The following is a 15,761-nucleotide window of genomic DNA, read 5'->3' as shown; positions in this document are numbered from 1 at the left end:
TCAGGATGCTGTCCATGTTCCGTTCCCGTCCGTTGCCCCTTGCCATCCTCCTTGCGGTAGCACCGCTGTCGGCGTCTGCCGCCGAGCGCGCCGACCTGCTGATCCGCAATGCCACCGTGGTCGATGTCGAGCACGCCAGCACCCTGGCCGGGCAGAGCGTGGTGATCCGTGGCGAGGACATCGTCGCCGTCGGCCCGGACGCGCAGCTGCGCAGTCAATGGAGTGCGGCCCGCCAGATCGATGCCAAGGGCAAGTACCTGATTCCGGGCCTGTGGGACATGCACGTGCACTTCGGTGGTGGTCCGGCGCTGATCGAAGAGAACAAGGCGCTGCTGCCGCTGTACATCGCGCACGGCATCACCACGGTGCGTGACTGTTCCGGCGATCTGCCCGAGCAGGTACTGCAGTGGCGCGGCGAGATCGCCAAGGGCACGTTGTTCGGTCCGCGCCTGCTGAGTTCGGGCGCGAAGATCGAAGGCATCAAGCCGGTCTGGAAGGGCACGATCGAAGTGGGCAGCGAGGCCGACGCCGACAAGGCGATCGCCCGCCTGCAGCACGACAAGGTCGATTTCGTGAAGATCACCGACAGCACGCTGAAGCCGGACCTGTTCCTGTACTCGGCCAGCGCTGCGCGCAAGGCCGGCTTCAAGGCCTCGGGTCACATTCCGATGGCGCTGACCGTGGAGCAGGCGGTCGATGCCGGCCTGGCCTCGATCGAGCATCTGGACTACGCATTCAAGGCCGGCAGCAAGGACGAAGCGCAGATCGCCGCCGACTTCGGTGCCGGTCGCATCGACCGCGCCGAAGCCAACCGCCGCCTCGACGCCAGCTTCGATCGTGACACGGCGATGCACGCCTACCGCGATTTCGCCAAGCGCGGCGTGTTCGTGACCCCGACCCTCAACGGTGGCCGCATCCTCGATTTCCTTGACCAGGATGACCACGCCAACGATCCGTACCTGGCCTACATCGGCCCTGGCCTGCGTGCGACCTACCAGTGGCGCGTGGACCGCGCGGCGAAGGCCACGCCGGCACAGATCGAAGCGCGCCACGCGCAGTACCACCAGGTGGCCGCGGTGCTGCCGATGCTGCAGGAGGCCGGTGTGACGATCATTGCGGGCACCGATGCGGGCTTCCTCAACTCGTTCAACTTCCCGGGCATCGCCCTGCACCAGGAATTGCAGCTGTTCGTGAAGGAAGGCCTGAGCGCACCGCAAGCGTTGTCGGCCGCAACCCGTTCCGGCCCGGCCTGGTTCGGCCAGATGGACCGCTACGGTGGTGTCGCACAGGGCAAGGCCGCCGATCTGGTACTGCTGACCGCCAACCCACTGCAGGACATTGCTGCCACCGAAAAGATCGACAGCGTGATCCTGCGCGGCAACGTGTATGACCGCGCCGCGCTGGACAAGATGCTGGCCGACACCAAGGCCAGGGTCGCAGCGTGGAATGCCGAGGCGGCCAAGGCCAACTGATTGCGGGGCGGGGCGGGGCAGAATCCACGCATGGCGTGGATCTACCCATAACCGTCATGGCCTCCATACCTGCGGTCAGCAGTAGATCCATGCCATACGTGGATGAGCCCCTTGCTTCCGGCACGGGAACGATCCGATGCGGGCACCTAGCATGGTGCCCGTTTCCGGTTTGAATCCCTGCATGCCTGTTTCCCCTGCCGTCTTGCTGCCTGCCGCGGAGCCACCGCTTTCGTTGCCACGCCCGTGTTGGGTGATGCTGGCCCTGTGGGGGCTGCTGATCGCCACGTCCATTCCAGCGGTACACCTCAGTCAGCAACCAGGTGGCCTGCTGCCTGCGGCGTTGTTCATCCTCGGCGCCGAGCTGCCCTGGATGCTGGCGACGCCGCTGTTGTGGGCCGCGTGCCGGCTCTGGCCACTGTCTGGACGCCGGCATCTGGCCGGATGGTTGGCGCTGTGCCTGTTGCTGACTCCGCTGCTGACGGCATTGGGATGGACCCTGGGCCACATGCTGCTGCAGCTGTGGCAGGGGCAACCCTGGCCAGCACCGCAGCAGGTGCTGCGCGCAATCGGCATCAACGCGCTGTTTGCGTTGCCGACCTTCATTGCGGTGGCGGGCGTGGGCCATGGCCTGGCCGGACTGCAGCGGTTGAGGGCGCAGTCAGAGGTGCTGCAGCAGGCTCGTGAAACAGCCCTGCGCCAGCATCTCCAGCACCACTTCCTGTTCAATGCGCTCAACGCCATCGGTGGCTTGGCGCTGCAACGTCCACGGGCAGCGGACACCGCACTGGCGCAGCTGTCCTCGCTGCTGCGCGATACCCTGCAATGCCCGTCGCAGCGCTGCTTCGCCGATGAACTGGTCGCAGCACAGGACTATGTCGCGCTGCAGTCGCTGCTGCACGATCAGGAGGTGCATCTGCATCTGCAGGCCACCGCGGCTGCATTGGCCTGTATGGTCCCCGGTCTGTTGCTGCAGCCGTTGATCGAAAACGCGGTGTTGCACAGTGGCTGGCAGCCTGGTGATGGGCCATTGCGGATCGAACTGCGCGCCGCTGTGGAAGACGGCATGCTTGATGTAGCGCTGTTCAACCCCTGCCTGCGTCCCGGCACGAACGATGGACTGGGCACTGGCCAGGCTGCACTGCAGCGGCGCCTGGCGATGATGGGAGGCCGTTTGCAGGCCGCCAGCGAGGGCGGCGGCTATCGTGCACGCGTGACCTTGCCGGAGTGCATCGCGTGACGCGTCCGCTGAGCGTGCTGCTGGTGGATGACGTGGCGCTGGCACGTGATCGCCTGCGCCAATTGCTGGCGGGCATTCCGCAGGTCAGGGTCGATGCCGAAGCCGCCACCCTCGCGCAGGCACGCGAGCAGCTTCAGGGGCGCCGTTTCGATCTGCTGCTGCTGGATCTGGTCCTGCCCGACGGTCGTGGCTGGGAGTTGCCTCAGCAGCAGCCGGCGCTGGCCGCGCACACCATCTTCGTGACCGCCCTGCCGCAGCATGCGCTGCGCGCGTTCGAACTGGGCGTCGCAGACTATCTGCTCAAGCCGGTGGCAGCGCAGCGGTTGCGTGAAGCGATCGAGCGCGTGCGCCGCCTGGCAGGCCTGACACCGCGTACGGAGGACTGTGCGCAGACCCTGGCCGTGCCTGGCAGTGGTGGTGTCCAGTATGTACCGCTGGCGGAGATCGACTACATCGACATGGCCGGTCATTACGCGTGCGTGCACGTGGGGCAGCGACTGCACCTGCTGCGTGAGCCGCTGGCGCAGCTGGCCGAACGGCTGGCGGATGGAGGACTGTTGCGCGTGCACCGCTCGGCGCTGGTCAACCCGTTTGCGCGTGCACCGCTCGGCGCTGGTCAACCCGTTGCGGGTGCGATCACTGATCGAGCGCCACAACGGCGATGCGCTGCTTGAACTGGCCGATGGCGTGCAGCTGCCGGTGAGCCGCAGCTACCGGCCGGCGCTGGAGGCGGCCTTGGCGGCACGCACCTGACACACGGCTGGTGCCTGCAGCGGCACGGTTGGTGCCATCCTCGCCGAAGTACGCAATCCAGTCGTTGCGGCCAGTGCACCCTGCGCATTTCCAGATCAGGGTGGAGCATGCGGATGCGGTGGTGCTTGGGTGTGTTGCTGGGCGTGCTGGCGCTGCCTGCGTTGGCCGATGTGCGGATCATTGTCGATGACCATCAGGGGCGCGCCGATCGTGCTCCAGCCATTACGGTCGAAGGACTGGCGGCGGCCGAAGTGGTGCAACTACGGTTGTCGATGCAGGACAGCGGGGGCCAGCGCTGGCAGTCACAGGCGGCACTGCGCGCGGACCTGCAGGGGACGGTCGACACCGCACGCAGCGGCTCGGAACAGGGCAGCTATCGAGGCGTCGATGCGAGCGCGCTGATCTGGTCGATGCAGCCGCAGGAAGGAAGGGCCAACGCACTTCCCCTGCAGTGGCAGCGCTCCGATGACGGCTTGGGATTCCAGTCGCAGGCCTTCGAACTGGAGGTGGAACTTGCAGGATCGGTGGTCGCACGGCGGGCCCTGCAGCGCCATCTGATGCTGCCGGGCGTGCAGGTGCAACGGGTCGAAATCGGTGGCCGCGAAGCACATCTGTACCTGCCATCGGGCCAGCAGGCTGATGCACGGGCGCCAGCATTGGTGACGCTGGGCGGTGCCGAAGGCGGATTCGACGGTGGTGACCTCTATGCCGCCTGGCTGGCCAGCAACGGCTATGTCGCGGTGTCGGTGGCGTGGTATCGCGGGCCGGGCGTGCCCAAGGACCTGATCGAGGTTCCGTTGGAAACCGTGCGTGACGCAGTGCACTGGCTGCAGCGCCATCCCCGGGTGGATCCACAGCGGGTAGGGCTGATGGGGGGCTCCTGGGGCGGCATCGTAACCATGGCCACGGCGGTGCATCTGCCTGAGCTCCGCGTCGCTGTGTCCTGGGTGGGCAGTCCAGCCCCGTTTCGTGGCATCGCCCGTGACGTGGTCCCGGCCGATTTCCGAGCGGTGGACCGCTCGCCGTTGAGCTGGCGGGGCGAACCCCTGCCGTGGCTGCCGTATCGCGAGGAGGTTGACTGGGGCAGGCCGGGACCGCACTGGGAACCGGCATTGCGTACCGCGATGCTGCCCATCGAGAACATTGCCGCACGCACGTTGTGGATCGGAGGTGGTGACGATCGGCTGGGTGACTCAGGCGTGATGCTGGCTGTTGCACAGCGTCGGCTTGCAGCGGCAGGGCGTGGTGACCGTGACCGTTTCCTGTACTACTCGGATGCGGGGCATCTGATCACACCGTTCCTGCAGCCAACCACCCATCGCCATGATACAGGCCCGTACATTGAAGTGGGGGGCACGGCCGAGGGTCATGCCCGCGCGGACCGAGAGGTAGGGCCAGCGGTGCTGGCGTTCCTTGCCGAGGCGCTGTAGCCGAAAGTGCTGCCCCCGGTTCTTCCTTCCAGATGTTCGATTCCGATCCGATTGAGCTTCATCCACGCATGGCCTGGATCTACCGTGTCGACCAAGGTCGACACCTACCAACACCGCCCCGCCATCCCACGGAAAGCCCGCTGTTGCTGTAGAGGTTGCCGGCCAGCGGCCGGCACTACCGCGGGTGCAGGGCTGCAAGCCCTGCCGAACAACCCCCTAATCGTGACCGCTGTCGTCCAGGCTGATGATCCCGCGCCGCAGCGCCTGGGTCACCGCATGCGTGCGATCACCCACGCCCAGCTTGTCCATCAGGCTCTTCATGTGCGCCTTCACCGTCTGCTCGGAAATCTGCATGCGCTCGCCGATGCGCTTGTTCGACAGGCCCCCGGCCACATGCCTCAGTACCTCGGTTTCGCGCGGCGACAACCGGTCTTCCACCACATGCGCGGCGATGCTGGCCGCCACCGCCGGGGGAATCGGTGCGCGGCGGCCGCCAGCGACCATGCGGATCGTATCGACCAGCTCATGGCGCAGCATGTCCTTCAGCAGATAGGCGCTGGCGCCGGCCTGCAGTGCCCTTACCGCGCGTACGTCACCACGGTAGGTGGTCAGCACGATGATGCGCGCGCGGGTCCATCGCGCGGATCCGCACGATCGCTTCCACACCATCCAGCCGTGGCATCTGCAGGTCCATCAGCACCACGTCGGGCTGCAGCCGCTGGTAGCAGGCGATGGCCTCTTCGCCATCGGCAGCCTCGCCGAGCAGGCGCAGGTCGGGTTGTGCGCCCAGCAGGGCGGCCAAGCCGTCACGCAGCAGCGGGTGGTCGTCGACCACCAGTACGCCGATCGGGGCAGGGGACTCAGTCATGGTTTGCTTTACTCCAGGGCCAGCGCCAGCGCGATGGACTGCGGTGATACAGGCGCCGTGCCGGGACCGCCAGCGCCACTTCGGTGCCCAGGCCGGGCCGGGTCCACAGCTGCAGTTCGGCGCCAAGACGTTGTGCACGTTCACGCATGCCCTGCAGGCCCCAATGACCATGGCCGGCATTGTCGTCGGCGATGCCGACGCCATCGTCGCGCACGTGCAGCAGGAAGCACCGCGTGCCGTAGGACAGCTCCACTTCGATGGCGCTGGCGTTGGCGTGACGCAGCGCATTGCGGATGGCTTCGCGTCCGATCAGGAACACTTCTTCGGCCGCGTCGGCCTGCAGCGGTGGGGTTGCACCTTCCACGGTCAGGCGAAGTGGGTTGGTGCCATGCCCGGCGTACTCGGCATGCACATCGGCCAGTGCCGAAGCGAGGTCGCGGCCAGCGAACGGTCCCTCACGCAGGGCATTGACCCGCTCGCGGCCCTCGGCCAGGTTACGCTCTGCCAGTTGCATCGCCGATTCCAGCTGGCCGCGTACCGGCTCCGGGGTCTGCGGCGACTGGCTGATCGCGTGCAGGCGCAGGATCAGGCCCTGGCTGCCCTGCAGCAGGGTGTCGTGCAGGTCGCGTGCGATGCGTTCGCGTTCGCCATTGCGTTCCTGCAGGCGCGCGCGGAACAGCGCGGCCAGCTGCCCGCTGCGGATGCGCACCGCCATCACCAGCAGCGCGAGGATCGCGGCCGCACACAGCAGCTTGAACCACACCGTCTGCATGAAAGTGGGGGCGATGCGGAAGCTGCGACTGGCCGGTGCAGTGCTCCAGATGCCGTCTTCGTTGGCGGCTTCCACCTCGAACCGGTAATTGCCCGGGGCGAGGTTGGTGTAGTACGCCCGCGTGCTGCTGCCGGCATCCTGCCAGCCGTCGTCGACGCCGGACAGGCGATAGCGGTAGCGGTTGCGCTCCGGGCGCGCCAGCGACAGCGCCACGTAATCGATCTGCAATTGGCTGGTGCCGGCCGGAAGGCGCAGGCCATCGCGCAGTGGCTCGTGCTCACTGCCATACAGCACTTCGCCGATGCGCACGCTGGGCGCCATGGTGTTGACGTGCGAGCGGGTGGTGTCCAGCCAGGCCAGGCCCTGGTTGGTGGCCAGCCACAGCAGTCCGTCATCGGCCAGCGTGGCGGTGGCGATCGGTCCGCTCTGCAGGGCGATGCCCGGCATGCCATCCACTGCATCGAACAGGCGTGGCGTCACCGGCAGCCCGGTCCGCAGCGTCCGTCGCAGCTCATCGCTCCCCAGCCGGACCAGGCCACGGCTGCCATTGAACCAGAGGTGTCCGTTCGGATCGGCCACCATGCCGGTGATGCCTTCCAGTACACCGGCCATGTCGGTTCGCACCGGAACGAAACGACCGTTGCCAACGCGCGCAGCCAGACCGGCTTCGCCGGCGACCAGCAGCAGGTCCTGGTGATGCAGCATTGCGGTGATCGGCCCGACCGACAGGCCCTGGCTGGCATCGAAGCTCTCGATGTGGCCCGCGCTCATCCGGCGCAGGCGGCCGTCGGCATAGCCGAGCAGCAGCTGGCCATGGGCATCCAGCGCCAGCGATGAGCAGGCCTGCTCGGGCAGGCGGACCTCGCGCTGCCATTGGCCATGCAGGTAGTGCAGGACGCCGCGTTCACCCGTGCATACCCAGGCCTGCGCGTCGTCGGGGAACAGCAGGGCGTGCAGCGGTTGCCCGGTGAACGGGGCCGGCAGCGGGATCAACGAGGTGTGGCCGGCGACCGTGCGTGCAAGATTGACCCAGTCGAACTGCCAGATCGGCGTGGGTGCCTGGCGCGCGGCGGCCTGCAGCTGCGGGGCACTGCCATCCAGCAGAGTGCGCCGCAGATCGTAGGGTTTGAGGTCTTCGCCATAGCCATACACGCGGCCATCGCTGGCCCGCACCAGCGAGCGGTAGGGATCACTCGGGCCCACTGCCAGGGTGTGCACGCTGCGTGCGCGGAAGCGGTTGAGGCCGAGGTTGGTGCCGACCCAGAGATTGCCTTCGCGATCGACGATGATCGGCACCGCGGAGGTGGCGGTCAGCCCGTGCGGCGAATCGAAACGCTCCATGCGCACGGCGCGGCTGCCGTCGAAGGTGATGCGGGCGACGCCGCCGTGCGGGCTCATCGTGGCCCATAACGCGCCATCGGCAGTGAACTGCAGGCGTGCAGCAACCAGTTCCGGAAGACGCCGCGCTTCACGTTCGCTGGCCGCCAACAGGCCCTGCGCGTTGGCCAGGGGTGAGGTGCCGCGCACCCGGTCGGCCAACCACACTTCACCCTGCGGGCTTTCGGCCAGCGTTGCCATCTGCGAGACCGCGATGCCGGTGTCCTCGAACGTGGTCTGGCCGGCCGCACGCATCCAGATCTTCAGGTCGGCCAGCACCCAGAACCTGCCCCGGCTGTCGTGCAGCACCCACTGCACACGGCGTTCGGGCAGGCCGGCTGCGGCCGGCAGTGGCTGCCAGCGCTGTCCATCAAAGCGGCGCAGCCCGCCATTGATCGCCGCCCACAGCTGGCGCTGGCGATCCTGGCTGAAGCGTGGGACCACGCCGACCGGCACCCCCTGCTCGCGGCCGTAGTTGTGCAGCCTCCCCTGCGCGAACCGGCTGATGCCGGCCTGGAAGTAGCCGATCCACAGGGCACCGTCGGCGGCATGTGCCAGCGTGACCATGTTGGTGGACGGGAACTGGCTGCCGACGGGCGCTGCCTGCCGTTCGAAGCGACGGCCATCGAAGCGGTACAGGCCCGAGCCGGTGGCCAGCCACAGCAGGCCGTCGCGGTCCTGGGTGATGTCCCAGATATCGCCGGGTGCACCCTGGCCGACCCGCCACGCGGTGTGCTCGTAACCGGGCAGCCCGCCGCTCACCGGCGGGCGCTGCACGGCAAGAGCGGGCAGGGCGGTCCACAGCAGCAGGCACGTCAGCAGCGTCGGCAGGCGACGCAGGAACGGGAAGGGGCGGCCACGCATGGCGCGCATTCTGGCAGGTGCGGGGCAGTCCGGGGTGACCCGAACGGGGTAGGCGGCGGCCACCGCGGTCGGTTATCACGCCGGCATGCCCTGTGGAGCCCGGCCATGCAGCGCCTGTTCGTGATGTTCCCCGACCGCGGGCCGGGCATCGGCCTGCTGTGGCTGCGGCTGTGCCTGTCCGCGGCACTGTGCACGCCCGGCACGCATGCGGGCGGGTGGTCGGCGCTGTGCCTGCTGGCAGTGCCGATGCTCACGCTGGGTGTGTTGACGCCACTGGCCGTGCTGATGGCGGCCGTGGGCCTGTTCGCGCAGCAGGCGCCGTGGTCACAGGTGGTGCTGCCCTTGGCGCTGTTGATGTTGGGCCCTGGCGCCTATTCACTGGATGCGCGGTTGTTCGGTCGTCGCCTGCTCGGGCGTCGGCCTCCCCCATTCGGGTAGGTGCTGGCCTCGACCGACGGGGGTAGGGCATCGTGCGGCGGCCACGCACCATGGGGCACCCCCTCGCGGCGTCCCGCATGGCCACCGTCTTTTCGCCCGATCCGCCCGCCGTGGCGCTGGCACCGCAGCAGGCCGCCGCATTGCAGCGCGCCCTGCGCTATGTCGATGAGCACCTGTCGCAGCCGCTGCGGGTGACCGAGCTGGCCGCAGCCGCCTGCGTCAGCCGCTTCCATCTGGTGCGCCTGTTCCGGACCGGTACCGGCGCCAGCCCGCTGCGCTACGTGCGCCGTCGCCGCATCGAACGTGCGCGCCAGTTGTTGCCGGTCGCGCAGCTGCCGATGTCCTGCCTGGCGCAGCAGCTGGGCTTCTTCGACCAGAGCCATTTCGTCCGCAGCTTCCGCGCCGAGACCGGCTGCAGCCCCGGCCAGTACCTGGCCGGCGATGCGGCCCTGTTGCTTCCCCCTGATCGTGTTTCCAACGGAGTCCAACCATGAGCCTTGCCACCGCCACGCCCGCCCCGGCCCTGTTGTCGCCCACCGACCATGCCCTGGTGCTGATCGACTTCCAGTCGCAGATGGCATTCGCCACCCACACCATCGATATCTCCGCGCTGCGCAACAACGTGTCGTTGATCAGCAAGGCCGCCAAGGGCTTCAACGTGCCGGTGCTGCTGACCACCGTTGCCGAAGCGTCGTTCTCCGGCCCGATGTTCCCGGAACTGCCGGAGATCTTTCCGGGCCAGCCAGTGTTCGACCGCACCTCGATGAACACCTGGGAAGACCAGCCGGTGATCGACGAGATCAACCGCATCGGCAAGCGTCGCCTGGTCGTTGCCGGCCTGTGGACCAGCGTCTGCATCGTCGGCCCGGCGCTGTCGGCGCTGGCGCAGGGTTTCGAGGTGTATGTGATCACCGATGCCTGCGGCGATGTCAGCGAAGAAGCCCACGAGCGTGCGATCACCCGCATGGTGCAGGCCGGTGCGGTGCCGATGACCAGCGTGCAATACCTGCTGGAGCTGCAGCGTGACTGGGCGCGTGGCGAGACCTACGAGCTGACCACCGGCATCGCCCGCGACCACGCCGGTGGCTATGGCATCGGCATCCAGTACGCCAAGCGCATGTTCGGCGCGCAGGAAGGCGGGCACTGAGCATGCTGGCTGGCCATGGCCTCGACCTGGCCCTGCTGATGCTGCGCGTGGCAGCCGGGGGATTCCTGCTGCCCCACGCGCTGGGCAAGCTGTTCGGTTGGTTCGGCGGTCCTGGGCTGGCCGGCTTCGCCACCGAGCTGCGCGGCTTCGGCCTGCCAGCGGTGGCACCGCTGCCGCTGCTGCTGGCCCTGCTGCAGGTGCTGTCAGGGCTGGCCGTGCTGCTGGGCTGGCAGACCCGCGTCGCCGCGCTTGCAGCGGCGGCCTTCATCGGCTTCACCGTTCTGTTGGCCCTGCCCAAGGGCTGGTTCTGGATGCGCGGCGGCAGTGAGTACCCGTTGATGTGGACCACGGTACTGCTGGCCCTCGCGCTGACCGGGCCCGGCGCCTGGGCACTGGACGGCCAACGCCTTCCGGGAGATCTCGCATGAGTCACGATCCACTCGATCACGGCCGCCGCAACGTGGTGCTGGCCGGCAGCGCCGCGGTGGCGCTGGGCCTGGCCGGCCGTGCCGGTGCCGCACTCGATTCCACTTCCAAGGAGCGTCGCATGAGCACGCTGGTCATCCGCAATGCCCGCATCACCACCCTCGACCCGCAGCAGCCGCATGCACAGGCGCTGGCCGTGCAGGAAGGGCGCATCGTTGCCGTCGGCAGCGACGAGGAGATCATGCGTGGCTGGGGCAATGAAGCGACCCTGATCGACGCCCAAGGCCGGCGCCTGCTGCCCGGCCTCAACGACAGCCATACCCACCTGATACGTGGTGGCCTGAACTACAACCTGGAACTGCGCTGGGACGGCCTGCGTTCGCTGGGCGATGCCTTGGACATGCTGAAGGCGCAGGTCGACCGCACGCCTGCACCGCAGTGGGTGCGCGTGGTCGGTGGTTTCACCGCCACCCAGTTCAACGAGAAGCGCCTGCCCACGCTGCAGGAGCTCAACGACATCGCGCCGGACACGCCGGTGTTCCTGCTGCACCTGTACGACCGTGCGCTGCTCAACCGCGCCGCACTGCGTGCCTGTGGCTATACCAAGGACACCCCGGATCCGCCGGGCGGCCAGATCGTGCGTGATTCGCTGGGCAACCCGACCGGGCTGCTGCTGGCCAAGCCGAATGCGCTGATCCTGTACGCGACGCTGGCCAAGGGGCCGCGCCTGCCGATCGAGTACCAGGCCAATTCGACGCGTCACTTCATGCGTGAACTGAACCGGCTCGGCATCACCTCGGTGATCGACGCCGGCGGTGGTTTCCAGAACTATCCCGAGGACTACCAGGTCATCGAGCAGCTGCACCGCGATGACCAGCTGACCGTGCGCATCGCCTACAACCTGTTCACCCAGAACAAGGGCAAGGAAGTGGATGACTTCCGCGGATGGAGCGAGATGCTGCAGCCGCGGCAGGGTGATGACCTGCTGCGCCACAACGGTGCCGGCGAGATGCTGGTGTTCTCCGCGGCCGACTTCGAGTTGTTCAACGAGCCGCGCCCGGAACTGCCGCCGGAGCTGGAGCCGGAACTGCACGATGTGGTGAAGCTGCTGGTCGAGAAGCGTTGGCCGTTCCGCATCCATGCGACGTACGACGAGAGCATCACCCGCATCCTCGATGTGTACGAACAGGTCAACCGCGAGGTGCCGTTCGATGGCCTGCACTGGTTCATCGATCACGCCGAAACCATCACCCCGCGCAACATCGAGCGCATCCGTGCGCTGGGTGGCGGCATCGCCGTGCAGCATCGCATGGCCTATCAGGGCGAAGCCTTCGTCGAGCGCTACGGCGTGCAGGCCGCGCGGCATACGCCGCCGGTCAAGCGCATGCTGGCCGAAGGCGTGCCGGTCGGTGCTGGAACCGATGCCACCCGTGTGGCCAGCTACAACCCATGGGTGGCGTTGTCCTGGCTGGTGACCGGGCGCACCGTCGGCGGGCTGGCCCTGTATGGCGATGAGAACCTGCTCGAACGTGAGCAGGCACTGCGCCTGTGGACCCAGGGCAGTGCCTGGTTCTCCGGCGACGAAGCAGTGAAGGGTACGTTGAAGGTCGGCCAGTTGGCCGATTTCATCCTGCTCTCGGCCGATTTCTTCCGCGTGGATGATGCGCAGATCGCCGACATCACCAGCGTGTTGACCGTGGTCGGTGGCCGCATCGTGCATGCCGACGCCGACTATGCAGGGCTTGCGCCGCAGCTGCCGCCGGCGATGCCCAACTGGTCGCCGGTCAACCGGTTCGGCGGCTACCACGTCGGCGGTGCCGCCACCGGGTTGGCCGCCGCCCATCGTCACCATCACGGCGTAGCCTGCAGCACTCACGGTGCTCATGGTCATGCGGCCCGGCACGCGGCGCCCACCGATGACCTGATCGCGTTCTGGGGCGCGATGGGATGCTCGTGCTTCGCGTTCTGAGCCTGGCATTGCTGGCCGCACCGTCGCTGGTGCAGGCCTGCGACGGCGGTCATTGCAGCGCGGCTGGGGACGGCCAGCTGCAATGGGACGCATCGCTGCGGGCGCGTGGCCTGTACTACCACCCGACCCGGTTCGGCATTGGCGGCAGCGAGGATGGCTATGGCCTGCTGCGCGCGCTGGCCTCGGCCACCTATGTGGAAGACAGCTGGCAGGCGAAGCTGCAGCTGGGTGTGCATGGGGAGAATGGCAAGGCCGGCGGCCCGGGTCGCACCGACCGCAGCGCGCTGGATGTGCAGCAGGCGTACTGGCGCTGGCAGCGCGATGGCTTCCATCTGCAACTCGGCCGGCAGGAAGCCGGCTATGGCAGTTCACGGCTGCTGTCGGTGCGTGATGGGCCGAACATCCGCCTGGCGTTCGACGGTGCACGTGCAGGATGGAAAGGCCGCTTCGGCACGTTGGATCTGATGGCGCTGCGTCCGGTGGAGAACCGACCAGGTGCCTTCGATGATCGCGGCGAACACGGCGCGCATCTCTGGGGCGCGTATGCCACGACGGCGCGCGGGCAGCGGGCGGGTCAGTGGGATCTGTATCTTCTGGACTACCGCCGTGAGGGCGCGTGCTTCGCCGCGGGTGTGGGTACCGAACGTCGGCACACTCTGCGGCGCGCTGGTTCGGCCAGGCCGGTGCACTGGACTGGAACAGCGAGCTGGTGGCGCAGGGCGGTGAGCTTCGGACGACCGCCGGCACCCTCGATATCCGCGCCTGGACGCTGGCGACCGATACGGGGTGGCGCTGGACAAACCTGCCGCTGCAGCCGCGGTTGGGGCTGAAGGCCGACATCGCCAGTGGCGATGGCAACCTGCATGACGGCCGCCTGGGAACCTTCAACGCCTTGTTCCCGAAATCGGCCTACTTCAGCGAGGCCAGCCTGCTGGCCCCGGCCAACCTGATGGACCTCCAGCCGACCCTGACCCTGCGCCTGCACGACGCGGTGACGACGGAGCTGGGCGTACAGATGGCCTGGAAGCATCGTCGTGCCGATGCGGTCTACACCACGCCGGCACCGCTGGTGGCGTTGCCAGGCAGCGCCGGTGGCGCGCGCCGCATCGGTAATCAGTACAAATCCGAAACCCGCTGGCAGGCCAGCGAACACTGGCAATGGCAGCTGCAGCTGGCCTGGGTCGACGCCGGTCCTGCGCTGAAGCAGGCCGGAGGCCAGGACACGTTGTTCGCCTCGATCGTTGGAGCATGGCAATGGTGAACGCAACCGCGTCGCAACCCCCCGCACAGGCCGCAGGCGCCTGGTCCCCGCTGAAGATCCGGATGTTCCGCTCGATCTGGCTGGCGATCCTGGCCAGCAACATCGGCACCTGGGTCAACGATGTGGCCGCCGCCTGGGTAATGGCCGAGCGCACCGGCTCACCACTGATGGTGGCGCTGGTGCAGTCGGCCACCACGGTGCCGATCGTGCTGCTGGCGCTGGCCGCCGGCACCCTGGCCGACATCGTCGATCGCCGCAGGTACCTGCTGGCCACCCAGGGCTGGATGCTGCTGGTCGCCGCGGTGATGGCGGCACTGACCGCGATGGACATGCTGACCCCGCAGCTGCTGGTGCTGCTGACCTTCTGCATGGGCTGCGGTGCGGCGATGGCGATGCCGGCGCAGGCCGCGATCGTGTCCGAACTGGTGCCTCAGCCGATGCTGGCTTCGGCGGTGGCGCTGAACTCGATCGGCATCAACATCGCGCGCTCGATTGGCCCGGCCATCGGTGGCGTGATCGTCGCCCAGCTGGGTGCAGTCTGGGCGTTCGGCTTCAACGCCATTACCTTCGCCGCGATGCTGTTCGTGGTATGGGGCTGGAAGCGCGACCCGAAGCAGTCCAGCCTGCCGCCGGAAGGGTTCGGTGCTGGCCTGAAGGCGGGCCTGCGCTATGCCAGCCGCGCCGGGCGGTTGCAGGCGGTGTTGATCAAGTCGGTTGGCTTCTTCTTCTTTGCCGCAGCGATGAACGCGTTGCTGCCGGTGGTGGTACGCGGCCAGATGCAGGGTGGGGCGGGGCAGTACGGCATGCTGCTCGGCTGCATCGGGATCGGTGCCGTAGGTGGTGCGTTGTTGCTGCCGAAGCTGCGCGCGCAGATGGATCGCGACCTGCTGGTGCTGCTGGCCACGCTGTCGCTGGCGCTCAGCCTGGTCGGGCTGGCGCTGACCCGCAGCTGGTACGTGCTGCCCTTGGTGATGCTGATCAATGGCTTTGCCTGGATCACCGTGCTGTCGTCGCTGCAGATTGCCGCGCAGACCGCAGTGCCAGCGTGGGTACGGGCGCGTGCACTGGCGCTGTACATCATGGTGTTTTCCGCTGGCATGGCGGCTGGTGGCCTGAGCTGGGGTGCACTGGCGCAGCGCACCTCGCCGGAGCTGGCCTTGCTGGTGGCTGCCGCGGGTGCGGTGATCGGCGGATTGCTGGTGTGGCGCGTGCGCATTGCCGGTACTGAAGACCTGAACCTGCGCCCGGCGGGACACTGGCCGGCACCGGAACTGTCGGTGCCGGTATCCAACGATCGCGGCCCGGTACTGGTCACCCTGGAGTACCGCATCGACGAGGCTGACCGCGCCGCGTTCCAGGCGCAGATGCGCGCGCTGGGCACGATCCGCCGCCGCGATGGCGCCGTGGTCTGGGGCGTGGTGGAGGATGTGGCCAGCCCGGGCATCCACCTTGAGTATTTCGTGACCCCGTCTTGGCTGGAGCATCTGCGCCAGCACGAGCGCATCACCGCCGATGACAAGGCGATCCAGGAAGTGCTGCGCGGGCTGCATCGCGGTGAGCGTGCACCGGTGGTACGCCACTTCGTGGGCGGGCATGACCCGCTGCCGAAGACCGGGGTCCCGCACCACCACAGCGATATCTGACCCAAAAAGGGGACGGAGGGGATTAAGTCGTTTGTGCACAAACGACTTAATCCCCTCCGTCCCCTTTTTGCGCGATCAATCCATCCCGATCCTGCGCAGCCGGC

General features: G+C 67.8%; 12 protein-coding genes and 2 pseudogenes. 12 read left to right on the top strand and 2 right to left on the bottom strand.

Translation table 11 applies throughout. The annotated features are described in order from the left end of the window. The first annotated feature begins 14 nt into the window (after positions 1-14). The 5 genes from ACZK2V_RS13410 to ACZK2V_RS13390 all read left to right on the top strand — a co-directional run bounded on the left by ACZK2V_RS13410 (position 15) and on the right by ACZK2V_RS13390 (position 4,892). Complete coding sequence (locus ACZK2V_RS13410) at positions 15-1,472, top strand: amidohydrolase family protein (RefSeq protein WP_486322479.1); 1,458 nt, start codon at positions 15-17, stop codon at positions 1,470-1,472. Between the two features lie 253 nt (positions 1,473-1,725). Beyond that, on the top strand, positions 1,726-2,709 hold the full coding sequence (locus tag ACZK2V_RS13405; RefSeq protein ID WP_239669967.1) for a sensor histidine kinase: 984 nt from the start codon (positions 1,726-1,728) through the stop codon (positions 2,707-2,709). Next, entirely contained in the window at positions 2,706-3,383 is a 678-nt protein-coding gene (locus ACZK2V_RS13400; protein ID WP_486322478.1) for a LytR/AlgR family response regulator transcription factor, read from the top strand. The genes ACZK2V_RS13405 and ACZK2V_RS13400 overlap by 4 nt, the downstream gene beginning before the upstream one ends. Continuing rightward, on the top strand, positions 3,340-3,462 hold the full coding sequence (locus ACZK2V_RS13395) for a hypothetical protein (RefSeq protein WP_486322477.1): 123 nt from the start codon (positions 3,340-3,342) through the stop codon (positions 3,460-3,462). Before ACZK2V_RS13400 ends, ACZK2V_RS13395 begins: the two co-directional genes overlap by 44 nt. A 113-nt stretch (positions 3,463-3,575) precedes the next feature. After that, on the top strand, positions 3,576-4,892 hold the full coding sequence (locus ACZK2V_RS13390) for an acyl-CoA thioesterase/bile acid-CoA:amino acid N-acyltransferase family protein (RefSeq protein ID WP_229655226.1): 1,317 nt from the start codon (positions 3,576-3,578) through the stop codon (positions 4,890-4,892). Between the two features lie 216 nt (positions 4,893-5,108). Here ACZK2V_RS13390 and ACZK2V_RS13385 read toward each other — a convergent pair. After that, positions 5,109-5,760, bottom strand: a pseudogene (locus ACZK2V_RS13385) (response regulator). Continuing rightward, positions 5,753-8,782: a sensor histidine kinase gene (locus ACZK2V_RS13380; protein WP_486322476.1), complete on the bottom strand. Its 3,030-nt coding sequence runs from the start codon at positions 8,780-8,782 to the stop codon at positions 5,753-5,755. Before ACZK2V_RS13380 ends, ACZK2V_RS13385 begins: the two are co-directional and overlap by 8 nt. A gap of 96 nt (positions 8,783-8,878) precedes the next feature. On the opposite strand from ACZK2V_RS13380, the gene ACZK2V_RS13375 reads away from it, so the two are divergent. The 7 genes and pseudogenes from ACZK2V_RS13375 to ACZK2V_RS13345 all read left to right on the top strand — a co-directional run bounded on the left by ACZK2V_RS13375 (position 8,879) and on the right by ACZK2V_RS13345 (position 15,657). Continuing rightward, positions 8,879-9,211 carry a hypothetical protein gene (locus tag ACZK2V_RS13375; RefSeq protein WP_032128091.1) on the top strand — a complete coding sequence of 111 codons (333 nt, stop codon included), beginning with the start codon at positions 8,879-8,881 and terminating at the stop codon, positions 9,209-9,211. Positions 9,212-9,261: 50 nt separating this feature from the next. Next, positions 9,262-9,705: a helix-turn-helix transcriptional regulator gene (locus ACZK2V_RS13370; protein WP_053091059.1), complete on the top strand. Its 444-nt coding sequence runs from the start codon at positions 9,262-9,264 to the stop codon at positions 9,703-9,705. Continuing rightward, entirely contained in the window at positions 9,702-10,358 is a 657-nt protein-coding gene (locus tag ACZK2V_RS13365) for a hydrolase (protein WP_486322475.1), read from the top strand. The genes ACZK2V_RS13370 and ACZK2V_RS13365 overlap by 4 nt, the downstream gene beginning before the upstream one ends. A gap of 2 nt (positions 10,359-10,360) precedes the next feature. Beyond that, positions 10,361-10,786 (top strand): DoxX family protein, encoded by a 426-nt coding sequence (locus ACZK2V_RS13360; RefSeq protein ID WP_049398467.1) that lies wholly within the window; start codon positions 10,361-10,363, stop codon positions 10,784-10,786. A gap of 119 nt (positions 10,787-10,905) precedes the next feature. After that, positions 10,906-12,753, top strand: a complete 1,848-nt coding sequence (locus ACZK2V_RS13355; protein ID WP_486323329.1) for an amidohydrolase — start codon at positions 10,906-10,908, stop codon at positions 12,751-12,753. Continuing rightward, positions 12,732-14,014 (top strand): annotated as a pseudogene (locus ACZK2V_RS13350) (alginate export family protein). Before ACZK2V_RS13355 ends, ACZK2V_RS13350 begins: the two are co-directional and overlap by 22 nt. Further along, positions 14,008-15,657 (top strand): MFS transporter, encoded by a 1,650-nt coding sequence (locus ACZK2V_RS13345; protein ID WP_293794667.1) that lies wholly within the window; start codon positions 14,008-14,010, stop codon positions 15,655-15,657. Before ACZK2V_RS13350 ends, ACZK2V_RS13345 begins: the two are co-directional and overlap by 7 nt. Positions 15,658-15,761 lie beyond the last annotated feature (104 nt).

The sequence above is a fragment of the Stenotrophomonas sp. 93052_Sma genome (assembly GCF_056481145.1).
The sequence above is the reverse complement of the archived record's forward strand: the minus strand, read 5'-3'. Positions and strand labels throughout refer to the sequence as shown.